The sequence below is a fragment of the Chryseobacterium sp. Marseille-Q8038 genome (assembly GCF_965111995.1).
On the sequence record NZ_CBCOPN010000001.1, the window covers coordinates 905,747 to 922,684 of the forward strand.

16 protein-coding genes and 1 other RNA gene are annotated in these 16,938 nt (G+C 36.6%); 14 read left to right on the top strand and 3 right to left on the bottom strand.

The genetic code is table 11. From position 1 onward, the window contains the following. Positions 1–6: 6 nt before the first annotated feature. The 4 genes from ACWPWS_RS04210 (at position 7) to ACWPWS_RS04225 (ending at position 6,008) form a co-directional block, all read left to right on the top strand. Positions 7–1,890, top strand: coding sequence for a type VI secretion system baseplate subunit TssF (locus ACWPWS_RS04210; protein WP_454045600.1), 1,884 nt, complete (start codon positions 7–9; stop codon positions 1,888–1,890). Positions 1,891–2,231: 341 nt separating this feature from the next. Beyond that, positions 2,232–5,063 carry an excinuclease ABC subunit UvrA gene (gene uvrA / locus ACWPWS_RS04215; protein WP_454045601.1) on the top strand — a complete coding sequence of 944 codons (2,832 nt, stop codon included), beginning with the start codon at positions 2,232–2,234 and terminating at the stop codon, positions 5,061–5,063. 291 nt (positions 5,064–5,354) lie between these two features. Beyond that, complete coding sequence (locus ACWPWS_RS04220) at positions 5,355–5,759, top strand: hypothetical protein (RefSeq protein ID WP_105682169.1); 405 nt, start codon at positions 5,355–5,357, stop codon at positions 5,757–5,759. 114 nt (positions 5,760–5,873) lie between these two features. Next, positions 5,874–6,008, top strand: a complete 135-nt coding sequence (locus ACWPWS_RS04225) for a bacteriocin-like protein (protein WP_089692266.1) — start codon at positions 5,874–5,876, stop codon at positions 6,006–6,008. Between the two features lie 32 nt (positions 6,009–6,040). Here the strand turns inward: ACWPWS_RS04225 and ACWPWS_RS04230 are convergent, their stop codons facing one another. Then, on the bottom strand, positions 6,041–6,586 hold the full coding sequence (locus ACWPWS_RS04230; protein WP_454045602.1) for a hypothetical protein: 546 nt from the start codon (positions 6,584–6,586) through the stop codon (positions 6,041–6,043). A gap of 118 nt (positions 6,587–6,704) precedes the next feature. Here ACWPWS_RS04230 and ACWPWS_RS04235 point away from each other — a divergent pair, with 118 nt between their 5' ends. The 3 genes from ACWPWS_RS04235 to ACWPWS_RS04245 all read left to right on the top strand — a co-directional run bounded on the left by ACWPWS_RS04235 (position 6,705) and on the right by ACWPWS_RS04245 (position 8,146). Next, positions 6,705–7,217, top strand: a complete 513-nt coding sequence (locus ACWPWS_RS04235) for a DUF421 domain-containing protein (RefSeq protein WP_034697682.1) — start codon at positions 6,705–6,707, stop codon at positions 7,215–7,217. A gap of 5 nt (positions 7,218–7,222) precedes the next feature. Next, positions 7,223–7,714, top strand: a complete 492-nt coding sequence (locus ACWPWS_RS04240) for a GNAT family N-acetyltransferase (protein WP_209784293.1) — start codon at positions 7,223–7,225, stop codon at positions 7,712–7,714. A 252-nt stretch (positions 7,715–7,966) separates the two neighbouring features. Further along, positions 7,967–8,146, top strand: coding sequence for a quinol oxidase subunit 4 (locus tag ACWPWS_RS04245; protein ID WP_209784294.1), 180 nt, complete (start codon positions 7,967–7,969; stop codon positions 8,144–8,146). Positions 8,147–8,527: 381 nt separating this feature from the next. Here ACWPWS_RS04245 and ACWPWS_RS04250 read toward each other — a convergent pair whose 3' ends face one another. Next, positions 8,528–8,842: a DUF4286 family protein gene (locus ACWPWS_RS04250; protein WP_209784295.1), complete on the bottom strand. Its 315-nt coding sequence runs from the start codon at positions 8,840–8,842 to the stop codon at positions 8,528–8,530. Positions 8,843–8,990: 148 nt separating this feature from the next. On the opposite strand from ACWPWS_RS04250, the gene gyrA reads away from it, so the two are divergent. The 6 genes from gyrA (at position 8,991) to ACWPWS_RS04280 (ending at position 15,975) form a co-directional block, all read left to right on the top strand. After that, complete coding sequence (gene gyrA, locus ACWPWS_RS04255) at positions 8,991–11,573, top strand: DNA gyrase subunit A (RefSeq protein ID WP_209784296.1); 2,583 nt, start codon at positions 8,991–8,993, stop codon at positions 11,571–11,573. Positions 11,574–11,602: 29 nt separating this feature from the next. Further along, positions 11,603–12,634: a tetratricopeptide repeat protein gene (locus ACWPWS_RS04260; protein WP_454045603.1), complete on the top strand. Its 1,032-nt coding sequence runs from the start codon at positions 11,603–11,605 to the stop codon at positions 12,632–12,634. Positions 12,635–12,853: 219 nt separating this feature from the next. Further along, a complete protein-coding gene (locus tag ACWPWS_RS04265; RefSeq protein WP_047385243.1) occupies positions 12,854–13,690 on the top strand; it encodes a 1,4-dihydroxy-2-naphthoyl-CoA synthase in 837 nt (278 codons plus the stop codon). An 87-nt stretch (positions 13,691–13,777) separates the two neighbouring features. Further along, positions 13,778–14,707 carry a 1,4-dihydroxy-2-naphthoate octaprenyltransferase gene (gene menA / locus ACWPWS_RS04270; RefSeq protein WP_454045604.1) on the top strand — a complete coding sequence of 310 codons (930 nt, stop codon included), beginning with the start codon at positions 13,778–13,780 and terminating at the stop codon, positions 14,705–14,707. 17 nt (positions 14,708–14,724) lie between these two features. Then, on the top strand, positions 14,725–15,171 hold the full coding sequence (locus tag ACWPWS_RS04275; RefSeq protein ID WP_454045605.1) for an SRPBCC family protein: 447 nt from the start codon (positions 14,725–14,727) through the stop codon (positions 15,169–15,171). 117 nt (positions 15,172–15,288) lie between these two features. Further along, a complete protein-coding gene (locus ACWPWS_RS04280) occupies positions 15,289–15,975 on the top strand; it encodes a metal-dependent hydrolase (RefSeq protein ID WP_209784300.1) in 687 nt (228 codons plus the stop codon). Positions 15,976–16,092: 117 nt separating this feature from the next. Here ACWPWS_RS04280 and ffs read toward each other — a convergent pair. Then, positions 16,093–16,190, bottom strand: an RNA gene (gene ffs, locus ACWPWS_RS04285) — signal recognition particle sRNA small type. Positions 16,191–16,321: 131 nt separating this feature from the next. Here ffs and ACWPWS_RS04290 point away from each other — a divergent pair. Beyond that, positions 16,322–16,924: a DUF4199 domain-containing protein gene (locus ACWPWS_RS04290; RefSeq protein WP_454045606.1), complete on the top strand. Its 603-nt coding sequence runs from the start codon at positions 16,322–16,324 to the stop codon at positions 16,922–16,924. Positions 16,925–16,938 lie beyond the last annotated feature (14 nt).

The following is a 16,938-nucleotide window of genomic DNA, read 5'->3' on the forward strand; positions in this document are numbered from 1 at the left end:
AAAATTATGAATTTAGATCAGAATATTTATTCCAAAGAATCTGTAAAAGCAAGAATGCTGCAGAATGCAACTAAAGTATGGGGATTGAGAAGTCCGCAGTCTTTAGATCCTTTTGTAAAACTGTTGATAGATGCATTCAGTACAGAAGTTTTCAAAGCGAATAATGAAATACAGACAGTAAATGCCCGTATATTGGAAAAACTGGCAAAACTTCTTACCCCGTCTATTTATACCCATCCTATTCCGGCTCATTCCGTGGCTTTTACACAGCCTTATGAGTCTTCCGAAGTTTTATTGGAACACACGGAGTTTTTCTTCCGTAAGCAGATGACTTCTACGATAAAATCAGAATCAGATAAACAGCTGAATATTCCTTTTACTCCGGTAGGAAATGTAAGAATTAATAAAGTTCACACGTCCATCATGTTTGTAGGAAATACCTGCTACAGTATTGATGACAGATTCAATAAAATTCCTATTGCAAGATTTCAGGGAAGGCCTGAAGATTACAGAAAAATCACAATAGGAGTGGATGTAAGCAAATACGTAAGCGAAAACTTTCCAAAATATCTGAGCATTTTCTGCTCTAATCCTGCTTTTGAACACCTTGATTTTGTTTATAAATTATTGCCGTATATCACGGTGTCAAGCAATGGTAATCCTTTATTTGTGAGAGAAGGGCTGAGTTATCTTACAGAAAGTCAGAATGATGGCTACGAACAGATGTTCAAAGAGCAATCCATCCGAAATAAAGTGATTGAAGATATTAAAAGTATCTATCGTCATAAGTTTATTGAGGTAACAGGAATTTCTCAAAGTCTTTTTTCAGAACCGGGACAGCTTCCTCAGAATCTTGATTTTCTTGCAGGAAAAGAAGAAATTACCAAATTCCTGGATAATAAAAGCTATCTGTGGCTTACCTTTGAGTTTCCACCACAATTTTCGGCAGAAATACTTGACAATTTTTCCTTCGTTCTGAATGCTTTTCCGGTATACAACAGAGGTTGGAAAAAAACAGAATACAGCCTTGATATCATGGGAAATAATATTCCTTTGGTAACCGATGAAGGTGAACATTTTCTTTATGTAGATGAGGTACAGGATGGTGACGGAAGAAAGTATACCGAAATTCCTTTTACTCCGGCTGATGATCTTAAAAAAGGTTTGTATACCGTAAGAAAAGGAGGCATGGAACGTTTCACAAGCAGAAATGCAGTGGATATGATTGCCAATGTTCTGGAATTGACAAGAGATGAAATTGCTGCATTTTCCCTTTTGAACAGAGACAATGTAAAAGGAGTTCTCAGCGAAATGTCTGACAAAATGAAAACCATGGTTCAGAAAGTGAACAATGCCAAAAGGAATATCAGGCAGGAACTGAATTATGTGATCATGGAGCCTGTAGAAAAAACAGACCATACCTATGCTGCTTTTTGGATAACGCACTGTACGCTTGCCAATCATATGCGTCCGGGAACTGAACTTTCCAACCAATTAAAGTCACAAACTGTTGTACTGCTTACCGAGACATTGGGAGGAGCTGAAGAACAGAAGGGAACAGACAGTATTCAGGCTTACAAATACGCACTGACAACCAGAGATAAAATCATTTCTTTGGAAGACGTTAAAAACTATTGCCGCATGATTCTGAAAGATGAGGTAAGAGAAGTAAGAGTAAGAAGAGGAACAATGATCAGCAACAAGCCTAAAGAAGGTTTTGTAAGAACAGTAGAGGTAGAGATTATTCCGCAGAACTATTCTTTCTATGGAAGAGCCTATTGGGAAAATATGGCCAACATTATCAGAAACCAGATCATTGCCAAAGCCATTGACGGAATTGAATATATTGTAAGAATAAATAATGAAGATGTTGATTTCCAGGATATGTAAATCTTTTGGGAAGACACCATTCATTTAAAATATAAATGCCGTATATGCTACGGCATTTTTAATGTAATATTGAATAATATCAATAGGAACGGGCTTTAGCCCGTTTTTTTATTATATAAGATTTCCCATAGGTTGTAACCAAAACATAATTACCTGGAAATATCAAATCATTTTCGGAAAAAATTCAATCCTTTTAATTTCAATATGGAATAAAAAAATATTCATTCCCAAGATACATTAGGTTTTTTTTATAAAACTTTTATGCTTTTTAAATTCAAAAAAATTGCATAAAATTCCGTATTTTTGCACGTTGTGATTTTCAGGCAAAATCATTCCGGATTATGAGCAAATCAACAGAATATATAGAAGTTTACGGAGCACGTGAACACAACCTTAAAAATATTAATGTTAAAATTCCACGCAACGAATTGGTCGTTATTACAGGCCTTTCCGGAAGTGGAAAATCGTCATTGGCTTTTGATACTATTTTTGCAGAAGGCCAGCGCCGTTATATTGAAACATTCTCTGCCTATGCACGTCAGTTTTTAGGCGGACTGGAGCGTCCCGATGTAGATAAAATTGAAGGACTTTCTCCGGTGATTGCCATTGAGCAGAAAACGACCAATAAAAATCCACGTTCTACTGTGGGTACAGTTACCGAGCTGTATGACTTTCTGCGTCTTTTGTATGCAAGAGTTTCAGATGCGTACTCTTTGTCTACCGGACAAAAATTGGTAAGCTATACCGAAGATCAGATTCTTGAAACCATCAAAGAAAACTATAAAAAAGAAAAGATCATGCTTTTGGCGCCAGTGGTGCGTTCCAGAAAAGGACATTATCATGAACTTTTTGTACAGATGGCTAAAAAGGGCTACGGACAGGCAAGAATTGATGGTGAATTACAGGATATTGAATATGATTTAAAACTTGACCGTTATAAAACCCACGATATTGACATCGTTATCGACCGTTGGATCATTGGGGAAAATGCTTCGGAAAGCAGAATGGAAAAATCATTGCGTACTGCAATGGAAATGGGAGAAGGTATTATTGGAATTCAGAAACTGGGAAGTACAGACATCGAATACTTTTCCAAAAACCTGATGGATGCAGAAACAGGACATTCCCTGGCTTTGCCTGAACCCAATACATTCTCGTTCAATTCACCCAAAGGAAGCTGCCCGAACTGTAAAGGATTGGGAACCATCAAAAAGATCAATACGGATTATTTCATAGACAATCCAAAATTATCCATCAATCAGGGAGGATTATTACCGCTGGAAGATATCAAGTCCAACAAATGGATTCTATCGCAGATCAAAAATATTCTTGAAATCTTCGGATTGGGATTAACAACTCCGCTTCAGGATATTCCGGAAGAAGCATTGGATTATATCTACAACGGTTGTCACAAAGAATTTAATAAAGATCTGAAATATGCAGGAATTACCAAGAAAATAAAAATTGGTTTTGACGGGCTTATTGCTTTCATGGAAGAAATTATCGATGAGAGAGAATCTTATGAAGCCATTTTGCTGGAAAGACATTTCACCACAGAAGAAACCTGCCCGGAGTGTCATGGTACGCGTCTTCAGCCTTCAAGTTTAAGTTTTAAAATTGATGGGAAAAATATTGCTGAGGTCAATGGATTAAGCTTAGCTGATTTAAAAGACTGGTTAGCTGATGTTAAAGATAAATTTTCAGAAAAAAATAAAATCATTGCTCATGAAATCTTAAAAGAGATTGAAACCAGGCTTCAGTTTTTACTGGATGTTGGGTTGGATTACTTAAGCTTGAGCAGAAGTTCAAAAACCCTTTCGGGAGGAGAATCACAGAGAATTCGTCTGGCAACGCAGATCGGGTCTCAATTGGTGAATGTGTTGTATATCCTTGATGAACCAAGTATTGGACTTCACCAGAGAGATAATGAAAGGCTGATTCATTCTCTGAAAAACCTTAGAGATATCGGAAACTCTGTATTGGTGGTAGAGCATGATAAAGACATGATTCTGGAAGCTGATGAGGTATTGGATATTGGTCCAAGAGCCGGAAAATTTGGTGGAGAGATCCTTTGGCAGGGAAAACCGAAAGATCTGTTGAAAGCAGATACCATCACTGCTCAATATATCAATGGAAAACGAAAGATTGCAATTCCTGAAGAAAGAAGAGCAGGAAGCGGTAAAAATATTGTATTAAAAGGCGCTACAGGAAATAACCTTAAAAATGTAACCCTGGATGTTCCTCTTGGGAAGTTAGTAGTAGTAACCGGAATTTCAGGAAGTGGAAAATCTTCTTTGATTAACGGAACACTATATCCTATCCTTAACAAACATTTCTACAGAGCGGTTCAGGAACCTTTACCTTACAAAAAGATCGAAGGGCTGGATAATATTGATAAAATTGTAGATGTAGATCAAACACCAATTGGAAGGACACCACGTTCGAATCCTGCTACCTATACCGGAATGTTTACAGATATCAGAAACCTTTTTGCAGAACTGCCGGAAAGTAAAATTCGTGGTTATAAACCAGGCCGATTCTCTTTCAACGTAAAAGGCGGAAGATGCGAAACCTGTCAGGGTGGAGGATTGAAAGTGATTGAAATGAATTTCCTTCCGGATGTATATGTTCATTGTGAAACCTGCAACGGAAAACGTTTCAACAGAGAAACGCTGGAAGTGCGTTACAAAGGAAAGTCAATCTCTGATGTTCTGGATATGACGATTGATGAAGCGGTAGATTTCTTCCAGCCGATTCCTAAGATTTTTGCAAAAGTGAAAACACTACAAGATGTTGGGTTAGGATATATTACCCTGGGACAGCAATCAACGACGCTTTCCGGAGGTGAAGCACAGCGTATCAAGTTAGCAACCGAACTGTCAAAAAGACAAACCGGAAATACCCTTTATATCCTTGATGAACCCACTACAGGACTTCATTTTGAAGATGTGAAAATCCTGATGGATGCCATTAACCAATTGGTAGAACTTGGAAACTCGTTCATCATCATCGAACATAATATGGACGTCATCAAATTAGCTGACCATATTATTGATGTTGGACCGGAAGGAGGAAAATATGGTGGACAAATTGTAGCACAAGGAACTCCTGAGGAAATTGTGAAGTCTAAGAAGAGCTTGACAGGGAAGTTTTTGAAGAGGGAATTGGAGTAATAACATATCAATTTAATTATAGAAAAGAATTTGCGAAAGCAGATTCTTTTTTTTGTTTCTCATGAGTTTATCACGCTTAAAATGTATAAAACGAGAAGATTTGTCTTTGAAAATAGCCTTCCAATATTAAATTTTCAATTATTTTTAAAATTTATTACACTGATAATCAATTAATTAAATCCTAATGTTAACTCAATGTTAACTAAATGTAAAATTAATATGAATTATTTTTAATAACTTTGGGTAAGAGATACAAAAATAGGTTAGTATAACATTTAAAACCAGTTAGTTATGAAAAATAGAATTCAAATATTGATGGCTTCACTTTTCGTTTGTGGATTTGCTGCTGTTTTGAACACTGCCAAAGCCCAGACAACAGATCATAATACCATTCAGGAAATTCAGTTGAATAGAAGTGAAACATTTAATGATATCAGAAATAAATTAGAAGCCAACTTTGATCTTACCAACCCTGATTACAAGCAGGGAACCGTAAACTCAGTGGTGAAGTTTGATATTGCAAAAAATGGTAAAATCGTAAATGTTCACTCCACAGGAGACTGCAAAACTGTAAGCAAAGAAATTGAAATGGTATTAAGCGATCTTGATTATAAAGTAGACCGTAAAAAACTGACTGAAAATATGGTTGCTTATACTTACGTAATGCCTGTGACTGTAGAGATTCACAACAGATAGTATTGATTGTATATTATTCATGAAAGTGTGAATAATGAAAACTTATCAGATTAAGTTGTAATAAAAAATAAAGGACAAGGTTTTAATTTTGGGCTACCATAAAATTAGAACTATATGAAAAATTTAAAGAAACTGACAAAGTCAGATTTGAAGTCAGTGTACGGAGGAGAGCCAAAAAAATACTGTACATTTTGCGAATGGGCAAATAAAGTAATTTGCAGTGATATTCCAATCGTTCAATGTCCGTAAAAAAAATAAAGCCGCTTTTATAAGCGGCTTTTCTATTGCTGTGCACTTTGCACAAATTCGGTTAATCTTGTTTTAAGATTTTTAGAATTTCCTATCTTATCAAAAGTAATATTATCTATTTTCCAACCTTTCTCCGTATTGATCAGATGTACGGTATCCATCCAGGTTTCTTTAGGAGTAGCGGAATTATATTCAAATGCTACCAGTGCTTCAGCAGTTTTATCCTGTATCTTGACAGATTTAATTTTATAACCGGTAAATCCTTCATACAAACTGGAGAAAATAGCGCCTTCAAAAATTAAAGGTTTTTCATCAGGATGATCACTTTTTTTAACTTTTTCGATATCCGCTTTTGAAGCATTGATAGCCTCTTCCAATACTTTTTTTAAATCCTTGGAAAACAAATCCTCCGAAATCGGCTGGTTGTAAATGGCCTCATTGGACTTACCATACTGCGTATAAAGTTCGTTTACTTTTTCATGGATGACAGCATCAGGAGATAAAGTGGGTTGAGTTTCTTGTTTTTTGCAGGATACGAAGAACAGAAAGATTCCTAAATAGAGAAATAGTTTTTTCATGTAAGTTTATTTTTTGTGGTGTAATGAGAATCCCAAGGTCAAAATTTATACCAAAATCTGTTAATAAAATATTTTTTACGAATCACAAAAATCAATACATTTGAGTAGATAAAAAATTGTGGATCCTATACTTAACGTCGCTGTTCGTTCCCTTTGCGTTTACCTTTTTATGGTGATCGCTATCCGTTTGTTTGGTAAAAATCAGCTTTCCCAGCTCAATGCGGGAGATGTTGTATTGCTGCTATTGATTTCAAATGCCGTTCAGAATGCAATGGTAGGCCCGGATACTTCTCTTCAGGGAGGAATTATTGCGGCATTGGTTTTGTTTGTTGCTAATTTTATCTTGAAAAGGATCATGTTTTCCAGTCGCTCCTTTCAGACTTTTATGGAAGATGAACCGGTAATTCTTATCAGAGACGGAGTAGCAGATCAGGCCGCTCTGAATCGTGTTAAGATTACAGAAAGCGAATTGGAAGAAGCCATAAGAGAACATGGAATTGAAAACATACACAATGTAAAGCTTTCCGTTCTGGAAGTGGATGGAAACATCAGTGTTGTTTCTCAGGACGAAAAAAGCAAACAAACCCACTATTCAAGAATTAAAAGAAAACTCAAAAGAAAATACCATTAAATACAATGAATTACGAATTAAGAGAAATGCTTCCCAGTGACGAAAACCGTGTGCTGGAGATCTTCCGGCAGGGAGTAGAGGGTGGAATTGCCACTTTGGAAACAGAAGTTCCTACCGCTGAAGCCTGGAGCATGGAATATTTCAATGACTGCCGCTGGGTGCTGGAAAATGAAAACAATGAAGTCGTAGGATGGTGTGCTTTAAAACCTGTCAGCAAAAGGGAAAGCTTTAAAGGAGTCGCAGAAGTGGGCATTTATTTTGATAAAGAATACCAGGGGAAAGGTTTGGGTTCTATATTGCTTAAAAAGATAATTTTGGATAGCGAAGACCACGGATTCTGGACATTACAGACCAATCTCTTCTCCGAAAATGAAATGGCCATCAAGTCTCATCAGAAAAACGGGTTCAGAATGGTTGGAGTCCGTAAAAAAATTGGAAAGCTCAATGGGGAGTGGAAAGATCTTGTATTGATGGAAAAAAGAAGCGAAATCATTTAGAGAATTATAAGTTATGAATGATGAATGATGAATGATGAATGATGAATGATGAATGATGAATGATGAATGATGAATTTGTTCAGTAAGCACATAACCTCCCAAACCAAATTGACCATTGACTTGCGAAGCAAAATTGCCCATTCACAATAAAAGGCTTTATATTCCAACCTTAAACCTTAAACCTTAAACCTTGAACCTTGAACTTTTGGCATTACCATTGTTATATTAAATCAAGTTGAAAAAATAGAAATAATGAAAAATTTGATTAAAATTACAGGTGTGCTTATCGTGATGCTGATGTTGTCATCATGTGTAGTGCATGATAATGGAGCCAGAGGAAATACAATCCCTCCGGGACAGGCTAAAAAAGTGTTTGGAGGAAGTGCAAAAGACTATGCTCCGGGACAGGTGAAAAAGAGAAGTGGCTATTAATAGCAACGTAAAATAAAAATATTAGCAGTCGGTTTTAACATACATCAGCTTAATTTCAATTTCTTTTGGCATTAACATTGATATATTTCGCTATCGAAATTGAAAAAGTGAAAATAATGAAAAGTATGTTTAAAATTGTTGGGGCAGGCGCTGTACTGTTACTATTGTCCTCTTGCATAGTACACGAGCCACATGGAAGAAGAATGCCACCGGGGCATGCAAAAAGGTATTATGGCGGAAGCGCAAGATACTATGCACCGGGTCAGGTTAAGAAAGTGTATATTTATGACGATCGCGGCCATCATCACAAAGGCCGTGGTCATGGACATCACAGATAAAAAAGAAAAGCACTGAAGAAATTCAGTGCTTTTTTATGATCAGTTATAATCTCGATTTTTTCGGATTTAGGAAAGTATTAAAAATCATAACTTCCTGTCCAAACTTTTTCTCAATTCTTTCAGAAATATTCAAAAGTTCGCTTTTTATAAAATCTTCACGTAATCCATCATTATCGAAGATTAACAGCAGGTTATAATTTTTACCTTCCTCAATAAAATCACTGTGTACCTCAGAAAGAATATACTTTTCTACATCCATCAGGTTTTCAGTCATTAAAACCAGGGTTTCATCAATATAATTTTCCCATTCTTCTAGGTTATCTTTCGTACAGTGGAAAGTTATACTTAATACGCTCATTTTTTATGAATTTTTAAGATTTTTTGGATAAATTCTACAGCAAAAATCGGCATTTTTTTCGTAAATTAGCCCGTTAATAAAAATTGGAAATAAATAATTTTCAGACTTATAGCTAAAGGTCTGACTATCATTATAATAAAATTTGTTTATGCAAAAAGAAGGAGAAAGACTGATTCCTATCAACATTGTTGATGAAATGAAGTCGTCTTATATCGATTATTCGATGTCCGTTATCGTTTCAAGAGCGTTACCGGATGTAAGAGACGGCTTGAAACCCGTTCATAGAAGAGTACTGTATGGTATGTATGGACTAGGGGTGTTTTCTAATAGAAAATATTTAAAATCTGCGAGAATTGTTGGGGATGTTTTGGGTAAATATCACCCGCACGGAGATTCCTCTGTATATGATGCTATGGTAAGAATGGCCCAGGACTGGAGCTTGCGTTATCCGCAGGTAGACGGGCAGGGTAACTTTGGTTCTATGGATGGTGACCCGCCTGCAGCAATGCGTTATACTGAGGCAAGATTGAAAAAAATCTCTGATGAGGTTCTTTCAGACTTAGACAAAGAAACAGTTGATTTCCAGAATAACTTCGATGATAGTTTGCAGGAACCAACAGTAATGCCAACGAAAGTTCCTAACCTTTTGGTAAACGGTACTTCTGGTATTGCAGTAGGGATGGCTACCAATATGGCGCCCCACAACTTATCTGAGTCTGTAGATGCCATCTGTGCTTATATCGATAACAAAGAAATTACCATCGATGAATTAATGCAGCACATCATTGCTCCGGATTTCCCTACAGGAGGGATCATCTACGGCTATGACGGTGTAAGAGATGCTTTCCATACAGGAAGAGGAAGAGTGGTTTTAAGAGCTAAAGTTAACTTTGACGAAATCGGAAACAGAAACGCTATTATCGTTACTGAAATCCCTTATCAGGTGAACAAAGCTGAAATGATCGCCAGAACAGCAGAGCTTGTAAAAGACGAAAAAATTCCTGGTATCCACGAGATCAGAGATGAATCGGATAGAAAAGGACTTCGTGTGGTGTACGAACTTAAAAACGATGCCATTCCGAATGTTGTTCTTAACCTATTATATAAATATACAGCACTTCAGACTTCTTTCAGTGTAAACAATATCGCATTGGTACACGGAAGACCAGAGCAATTGAATCTTAAAGATATCATTCATCACTTTGTAGAGCACAGACATGAAGTAATCATAAGAAGAACTCAGTTTGAGCTTAAGAAAGCAAAAGAAAGAGCGCATATCCTTGAAGGGTTCATGAAAGTAATCGGAACTCAGGATTCTCTAGACAGAGCAATTTCTATTATCCGTCACAGTGCCAACCCTCAGGCTGCAAAAGAAGGCTTAATCGAGGCGTTTGAACTTTCAGACATCCAGGCTCAGGCAATTCTTGATCTTAGATTAGCTCGTCTTACAGGAATGGAGCTTGATAAGATCCGTGATGAATATGATGCCATCATGAAAGAAATTGAAAATTTGGAAGATATCTTAGCCAACGAGCCAAGAAGATTCCAGATCATCAAAGACGAATTGATCGAAATCAAAGAAAAATACGGAGACGAAAGAAGAACTGAAATTGATTATTCTGGAGGAGAAATGTCTATCGAAGATATTATCCCGAACGAATCTGTAGTTCTTACCATCTCTCACGCAGGATATATCAAGAGAACTTCACTTTCAGAATATAAAATTCAAAGCAGAGGAGGTGTAGGAAATAAAGCAGCAACAACAAGGGATTCCGATTTCCTTGAGTATATTGTTTCTGCAACCAACCACCAGTATATGCTGTTCTTTACAGAAAAAGGAAGATGTTACTGGTTAAGAGTATTTGAAATTCCTGAAGGCTCCAAAACAGCAAAAGGAAGAGCGGTACAAAACCTTATCAATATCGAACCGGATGATAAGATCAAAGCTTATATCAGAACCAATAACCTTAAAGATTCCGAATATGTAAATCAAATGAGCGTTGTGATGGTAACTAAAAACGGTACCATCAAGAAAACATCATTAGAAGCATATTCAAGACCAAGAGTAAATGGGGTGAATGCCATTGAGATCAGAGATAATGACCAGTTATTAGGAGCTTATCTGACGAACGGAACTTCTCAGATCATGATTGCTACTAAAAATGGTAAATGTATCCGTTTCCCTGAAGAAAAAGTAAGAGAAGTAGGTAGAGGATCTATCGGGGTAAGAGGTATCTTGCTTGAAGATGGTGATGAAGCTATTGGTATGATTGTTGTGAACGATGTAGAGAACGAAACAGTACTTGTAGTATCTGAAAAAGGATATGGAAAAAGAACTGCAGTAGAAGACTACAGAATTACCAACAGAGGAGGAAAAGGAGTAATCACGCTGAACATTACTGAAAAAACAGGAAATCTGATTGCTATTCAAAACGTAACAGACGAAGACGGATTGATGATTATCAACAAATCCGGTGTTGCGATCAGAATGGGAATGGATGAAATGAGAGTAATGGGTAGAAATACTCAGGGGGTAAAACTGATCAACCTTAAGAAAAATGACGAAATTGCAGCCATTGCAAAAGTAGCAATGGATAAAGATGTAGAAGAAGATTCTGAAGAAACTGAAGAGATTGGAGAAGTAGAAGAAGGAGTAGGATCACTATTTGATAACCAGGAAGACAATGCAGAACCTCAGGCAGAAAATGAGAATTCTGATTCAGAAGAATAAATTGTACAATTAAATATAAAATAGTTATTATGAAGAAACTAATTTTAGGAATGGCTATCGTAGCGTCTGCTTTTGTTTTCGGACAAAAAGATGCGAATGCCCTGAATGCAAAGCTTCAGGAAGCCAACAAAGCAGCTATGGATGCATATAATGCAAAAAATTATGCAGCGGCAGCCCCTAAGTTTATTGAAGTTTATGACTTGTTAAAATCTAGTGGTCAGGACAATAAAATATATATGTATTATGCCGGACTTAGCCACGCGTTAGCGAATAACAGTGACCAGTCTATCAAAATATATACAGACCTTGTAAATTCAGGATTTACAGGTGTGGAAACTACTTATACTGCAAAAGAAAAGAAAACAGGTCAGGTGGTAAATCTTGATAAAGCAACTTGGGAGCTTATGAAGAAGAACGCAGACTATACTGATTTCAAAACAGAACAGTCAAAAAGTATAGAATCTGATTTATATGAAACTTTAACTTCATTACTTCTTAATGCTAAAAAAGCACCTGAAGCTCTTGCGGTTATTGAAAAAGGATTAGCTAAATTCCCAAACAGTGCAAAACTTAAAGAAGCTCAGACTACAGCATATCTTCAGTCAGGAAACACGGATAAATTTGTTGCCGGATTGAAAGAGCAGTTAGCAAAAAATCCTAACGATGCAACAAACTGGTATAATCTTGGAGTAATGCAGGCTAAAAACCCTGCTACTGCTAATGATGCTATAGATGCATTCAAAAAAGCAATTGAACTTAAGCCAGACTTCTCTGATGCATACCAAAACCTGGTTTATACTACTATCGGAGATGATGCTAAAGTTGTAGGAGAGATTAATGCACTGAGAAAAGACAAGCCGGACGAAGCTTCTAAGCTGATTGATGCAAGAAGAGAGAGATTCGGAAAAGCATTGCCATATGCTGAAGGATGGTATAAAGCAAATCCAAAGAGTCTTGACGCTGTTACTGCATTAAAAGAAATTTATGTCGTAACTAAAAACATTGAAAAAGTTAAAGAAATGAAAGCTAAAGAAGTTGAACTAAGTGCAGCTGCAAAGTAATCATTAAATAACACAATCATAAAAAGCCGGAACAGAAATGCTCCGGCTTTTGTTTTTAAATCAATAATTCTCTATTGCTTATTCTAAAAGCAGTTCCTGCTGAATATGTATAGCCGGAAATTCATCATTCAAAATTTCTCTTCTCAATAGTAATGATCAGTAAATTTCACCCTCATAAATTCTCTGTAATTCCGTATCTTTGAGAAAAATTTTTATAAGATGATCGAGTGGAAAACCGCCAAGGAATACGAAGATATTACCTATAAAAAATCTAACGGAGTAGCAAGAATTGCTTTCAACAGACCGGAAGTACGTAATGCGTTCAGACCAAAGACAACTTCAGAATTATATGATGCTTTTTATGACGCTTCTGAAGACCCCTCAATAGGTGTTGTTTTACTTTCAGGAGAAGGACCAAGTTCTAAAGACGGAGGTTGGGCTTTCTGTAGTGGAGGAGATCAAAAAGCAAGAGGAGATCAGGGGTATGTAGGAGAAGACGGAAGACACCGTTTAAATATTCTTGAAGTTCAGCGTTTGATCCGTTTCATGCCGAAAGTGGTGATCGCAGTGGTTCCGGGATGGGCAGTTGGTGGAGGACACTCACTTCATGTAGTATGTGATTTGACTTTAGCAAGTGAAGAACATGCTATTTTCAAACAGACTGATGCTGATGTTACAAGTTTCGATGGGGGGTATGGCTCTGCTTACCTTGCTAAAATGGTAGGACAGAAAAAAGCCCGTGAAATCTTCTTTTTAGGAAGAAATTATTCCGCTCAGGAAGCTTTTGAAATGGGAATGGTAAACAAAGTTGTTCCTCATGCTGAATTAGAAGATACAGCTTATGAGTGGGCTCAGGAAATATTAGCTAAATCTCCAATGTCTATCAGAATGCTGAAATTCGCCATGAATCTTACAGATGATGGCATGGTAGGGCAGCAGGTATTTGCAGGAGAAGCAACTCGTTTAGCCTACATGACTGAAGAAGCTAAAGAAGGAAGAAATGCTTTCCTTGAAAAAAGAAAACCCAACTTCGGAGAAGATCAATGGATATCTTAAAATTGTAAAAAGTACAATGTAAAATGTATTAATGATATCCATTAATCAGTTTACATTGTACATGATACACTGTACATTATACAAATTATGACTGATTGGATAAAAGCCGCAAGGCTAAGAACTTTACCGCTTTCCTTAAGCGGAATTATTATGGGGGCTTTCATTGCAAAATGGAGACTTTACGGAGAAGGCGGAACCTGGGATTGGAAGATCCTTGCCCTTGCTCTTTTGGTGACGCTTTTATACCAGATTTTATCAAATTATGCCAATGATTATGGAGATGGGGTAAAAGGAACCGATGCCAAAAGAATGAATGAGGCAGAAGCAAGAGCAGTGGCATCAGGAAAAATTACCGCAAAACAGATGAAAAATGCAGTAATACTTTTCGCTGCATTGTCTTTTATTGCTACCATTGCTTTGTTGTACGTGGCTTTCATTCCAAACTATATGAATGAATTTTATATCTTCATAGGATTGGGAGTGGCATGTATTCTTGCAGCAATTGGATATACAGTAGGTAAAAAACCTTACGGATATATGGGACTGGGAGATATTTTTGTTTTTATCTTCTTTGGGCTTGTTTCCGTATGTGGAAGTTATTTTCTGTTTACAAAAACTTTCAGCTGGGATATGTTATTACCAGGAACAGCTGTTGGAATGATGAGTATGGCAGTTCTTAACCTAAACAACATGAGAGATATTGAAAGCGATAGACTATCAGGGAAAAACAGCTTTGCATTGAGAATCGGATTCAGAAATGCAATGATCTATGAAATGGTGCTGTTACAGCTTCCATTATTGCTTATTCTTGCATTTTTGGGAATAAACGGATTTATGCAGCAGCAAAACTATTACGTTTTCATCGTAATGATCCTGTTGATTCCACTATCAAAACTAAGAAGAAAGATTTTATCCGTAAAAGAACCGAAAGAATTAGATCAATATTTAAAGCAGGTTGGAATCATGACGTTTGTAATGGCAATTCTTACGGCAGCCGGACTTAATTTATTTAACTAAATCCAAAATATTATATCATGAGTTCTACGATCTATGTTGAAGCTCAAATGCTCATCAGAAAGCCGGTTGAAGATGTTTTCGAAGCATTCATCAATCCGGAAGTGACTACCAATTTCTGGTTTACAAAATCTACCGGAAAGCTGGAAGAAGGTAAGGCTGTTACCTGGGAATGGGAAATGTATGGCGTGAAAAACGTAGTCAATGTACATCAGATCATCCCCAATCAGCTGATCAGAACAGAGTGGGGAGTTCCTTCAACAAATGTAGACTATGAATTCAAGACCATGGAAAAAGGAACTCTTGTTGTGATTAAAAGCTACGGATTCAGCCAGAGAGGCGAAGATCTGTTAAAAGTAATTAATGACAATACAGGAGGTTTTACAACAGTTTTAGACGGTTGTAAAGCGTATCTGGAACATGGGATTAATCTTAGGCTTATCGAAGATAAATTCCCATCGAAATAATAGATTAAAAAAACACGGATGACACGGATACTTTCACGAATGTCACTAATCTCATTTTGATGTCTGTGAAAGTATTTGAGTCATTTGTGTTTAATAATAATTGAAACTAAATTTAAAATGAAAATACAATTCTTAGGGCAAAATTGTTTCCTGTTTACCTACAAGGACATAACAATTTTGAGTGACCCTTTTTACAACTACAAAAAAGCAGAATCAGGTTTTGAGATTGCTGCTCAAAAAATCGATTATATCCTGTTGACCCATGCACATGGTGATCACATTGCGGATGTAGCAGAAGTATTACAGCATTACCCTGAAGCTACCATCATTGGAGTTCCTGAAGTATGCGGTTACTTCCAGCAGGCAAAAAATAAAGACGATGTGAACTTAGGAGGGTCGGCAAAAATCGACGATCTTAAAATTTCCATGGTTCCGGCTCACCATACAAGTTCTTTCCCGGATGGAAGCTATGGAGGCGTTCCGGTAGGGTATATCTTCAGACTTCCTGAAGGTAAGAACATCTATTTGGCAGGTGATACAGGAGTAATGGCAGATATGGAGCTGTTTCCAAGATTATACGGAAACATCGATCTATCTATTCTTCCCATCGGAAGCCATTATACAATGTGCCCTAGAAAAGCTTCTTTTGCAGCAGCAGAGCTATTAAAAACACCGAAAGTAATCGGATGTCACTTTGATACTTTCCCTGCCATTGAAATCAATCATGAAAGTGCATTGCAACATTTTGCAGATAAAAATGTAGAACTTGTTTTACCGAAACTAGGTGAGACATTCGAATTTTAATCAATAACGAACCCGGAGGTAATCTGAAAATTAGAAAAATGAAAATGATGCGTAAGGTATTAAAAACAAAAAAAGATAATTATCAAATTACCTCTCTTCTTACTTTAAACCAAAAAAAAATGGCAAGCTACCTAAATCACACCGCTACGACCGATTACCTTTGCTGCGTTCCCACCCTGGAGGATTCTCAGGAGCTGGTTGTTTAGGACTTGCCGTTGCAAAGGTAGGAATATTTTATAAACTTCAAAACTTTATCAAAGAAAATTAGTTGAAAAAATGCAGTGGTAAAGCTAAACGCCTGACATTTAGAGGGAAAAATTTTCAACTTTTTTTTAAAAATTTAAATATGACGAAAAGTCCATCAACACTAGGAATTATACTTTTTATCACTACAATGATCGTTTTCTTTGTAGTATATACTTTTTTCTCAGGAATCAATTATTTTGATATCTCTTTGAAAGCCAATGCTTTTGTTTTGCCTATTTTGTATGCCGGAGCTGCTTTCTGGTCTGTGAAATCGTTTTGGAACAACCATAGAGTCGTAAAATTCAAAGACGCTTTCAAAAGAGCATTCGTTCCGATGTTTATCGGAGGAATTCTTTCCATCTTCAGTATTTATGCTTTTTTAACCTTTGTAGATCCGGCTGCTAAAAGCCTGTTGAACTACCAATATGTTCAGAGACAAAAATCAGAACTGGATACAGAATATACTTCTGCAAGAAAAATCATGAAGCATCAGAAAGATATTGACGAGCTGGATCAGAAGTACAAAGAAAGATTGCAAAGCTTCACTCCTGAAGCGGTTAAAGGAAAAGATATGCTTACCGCAAGCCATTTTTCAGGATATTTTGCAGCAATTCTTATATTTTACGTAGTTTTGTCGGTGTTTTTCGGAGCGTTTTTCAGAACAAGAACAATACATCAGCCCGAAGAAACAAACCAAGCCTAATTTTTATTAAAATT

Excerpts from the sequence above, each read along its gene's own strand:
- ACWPWS_RS04210 (WP_454045600.1), top strand. The coding sequence starts at position 7 with ATGAATTTAGATCAGAATATTTATTCCAAAGAATCTGTAAAAGCAAGA.
- uvrA (WP_454045601.1), top strand. The coding sequence starts at position 2,232 with ATGAGCAAATCAACAGAATATATAGAAGTTTACGGAGCACGTGAACAC.
- ACWPWS_RS04220 (WP_105682169.1), top strand. The coding sequence starts at position 5,355 with ATGAAAAATAGAATTCAAATATTGATGGCTTCACTTTTCGTTTGTGGA.
- ACWPWS_RS04225 (WP_089692266.1), top strand. The coding sequence starts at position 5,874 with ATGAAAAATTTAAAGAAACTGACAAAGTCAGATTTGAAGTCAGTGTAC.
- ACWPWS_RS04230 (WP_454045602.1), bottom strand. The coding sequence starts at position 6,586 with ATGAAAAAACTATTTCTCTATTTAGGAATCTTTCTGTTCTTCGTATCC.
- ACWPWS_RS04240 (WP_209784293.1), top strand. The coding sequence starts at position 7,223 with ATGAATTACGAATTAAGAGAAATGCTTCCCAGTGACGAAAACCGTGTG.
- ACWPWS_RS04245 (WP_209784294.1), top strand. The coding sequence starts at position 7,967 with ATGAAAAATTTGATTAAAATTACAGGTGTGCTTATCGTGATGCTGATG.
- ACWPWS_RS04250 (WP_209784295.1), bottom strand. The coding sequence starts at position 8,842 with ATGAGCGTATTAAGTATAACTTTCCACTGTACGAAAGATAACCTAGAA.
- gyrA (WP_209784296.1), top strand. The coding sequence starts at position 8,991 with ATGCAAAAAGAAGGAGAAAGACTGATTCCTATCAACATTGTTGATGAA.
- ACWPWS_RS04260 (WP_454045603.1), top strand. The coding sequence starts at position 11,603 with ATGAAGAAACTAATTTTAGGAATGGCTATCGTAGCGTCTGCTTTTGTT.
- ACWPWS_RS04265 (WP_047385243.1), top strand. The coding sequence starts at position 12,854 with ATGATCGAGTGGAAAACCGCCAAGGAATACGAAGATATTACCTATAAA.
- menA (WP_454045604.1), top strand. The coding sequence starts at position 13,778 with ATGACTGATTGGATAAAAGCCGCAAGGCTAAGAACTTTACCGCTTTCC.
- ACWPWS_RS04275 (WP_454045605.1), top strand. The coding sequence starts at position 14,725 with ATGAGTTCTACGATCTATGTTGAAGCTCAAATGCTCATCAGAAAGCCG.
- ACWPWS_RS04280 (WP_209784300.1), top strand. The coding sequence starts at position 15,289 with ATGAAAATACAATTCTTAGGGCAAAATTGTTTCCTGTTTACCTACAAG.
- ACWPWS_RS04290 (WP_454045606.1), top strand. The coding sequence starts at position 16,322 with ATGACGAAAAGTCCATCAACACTAGGAATTATACTTTTTATCACTACA.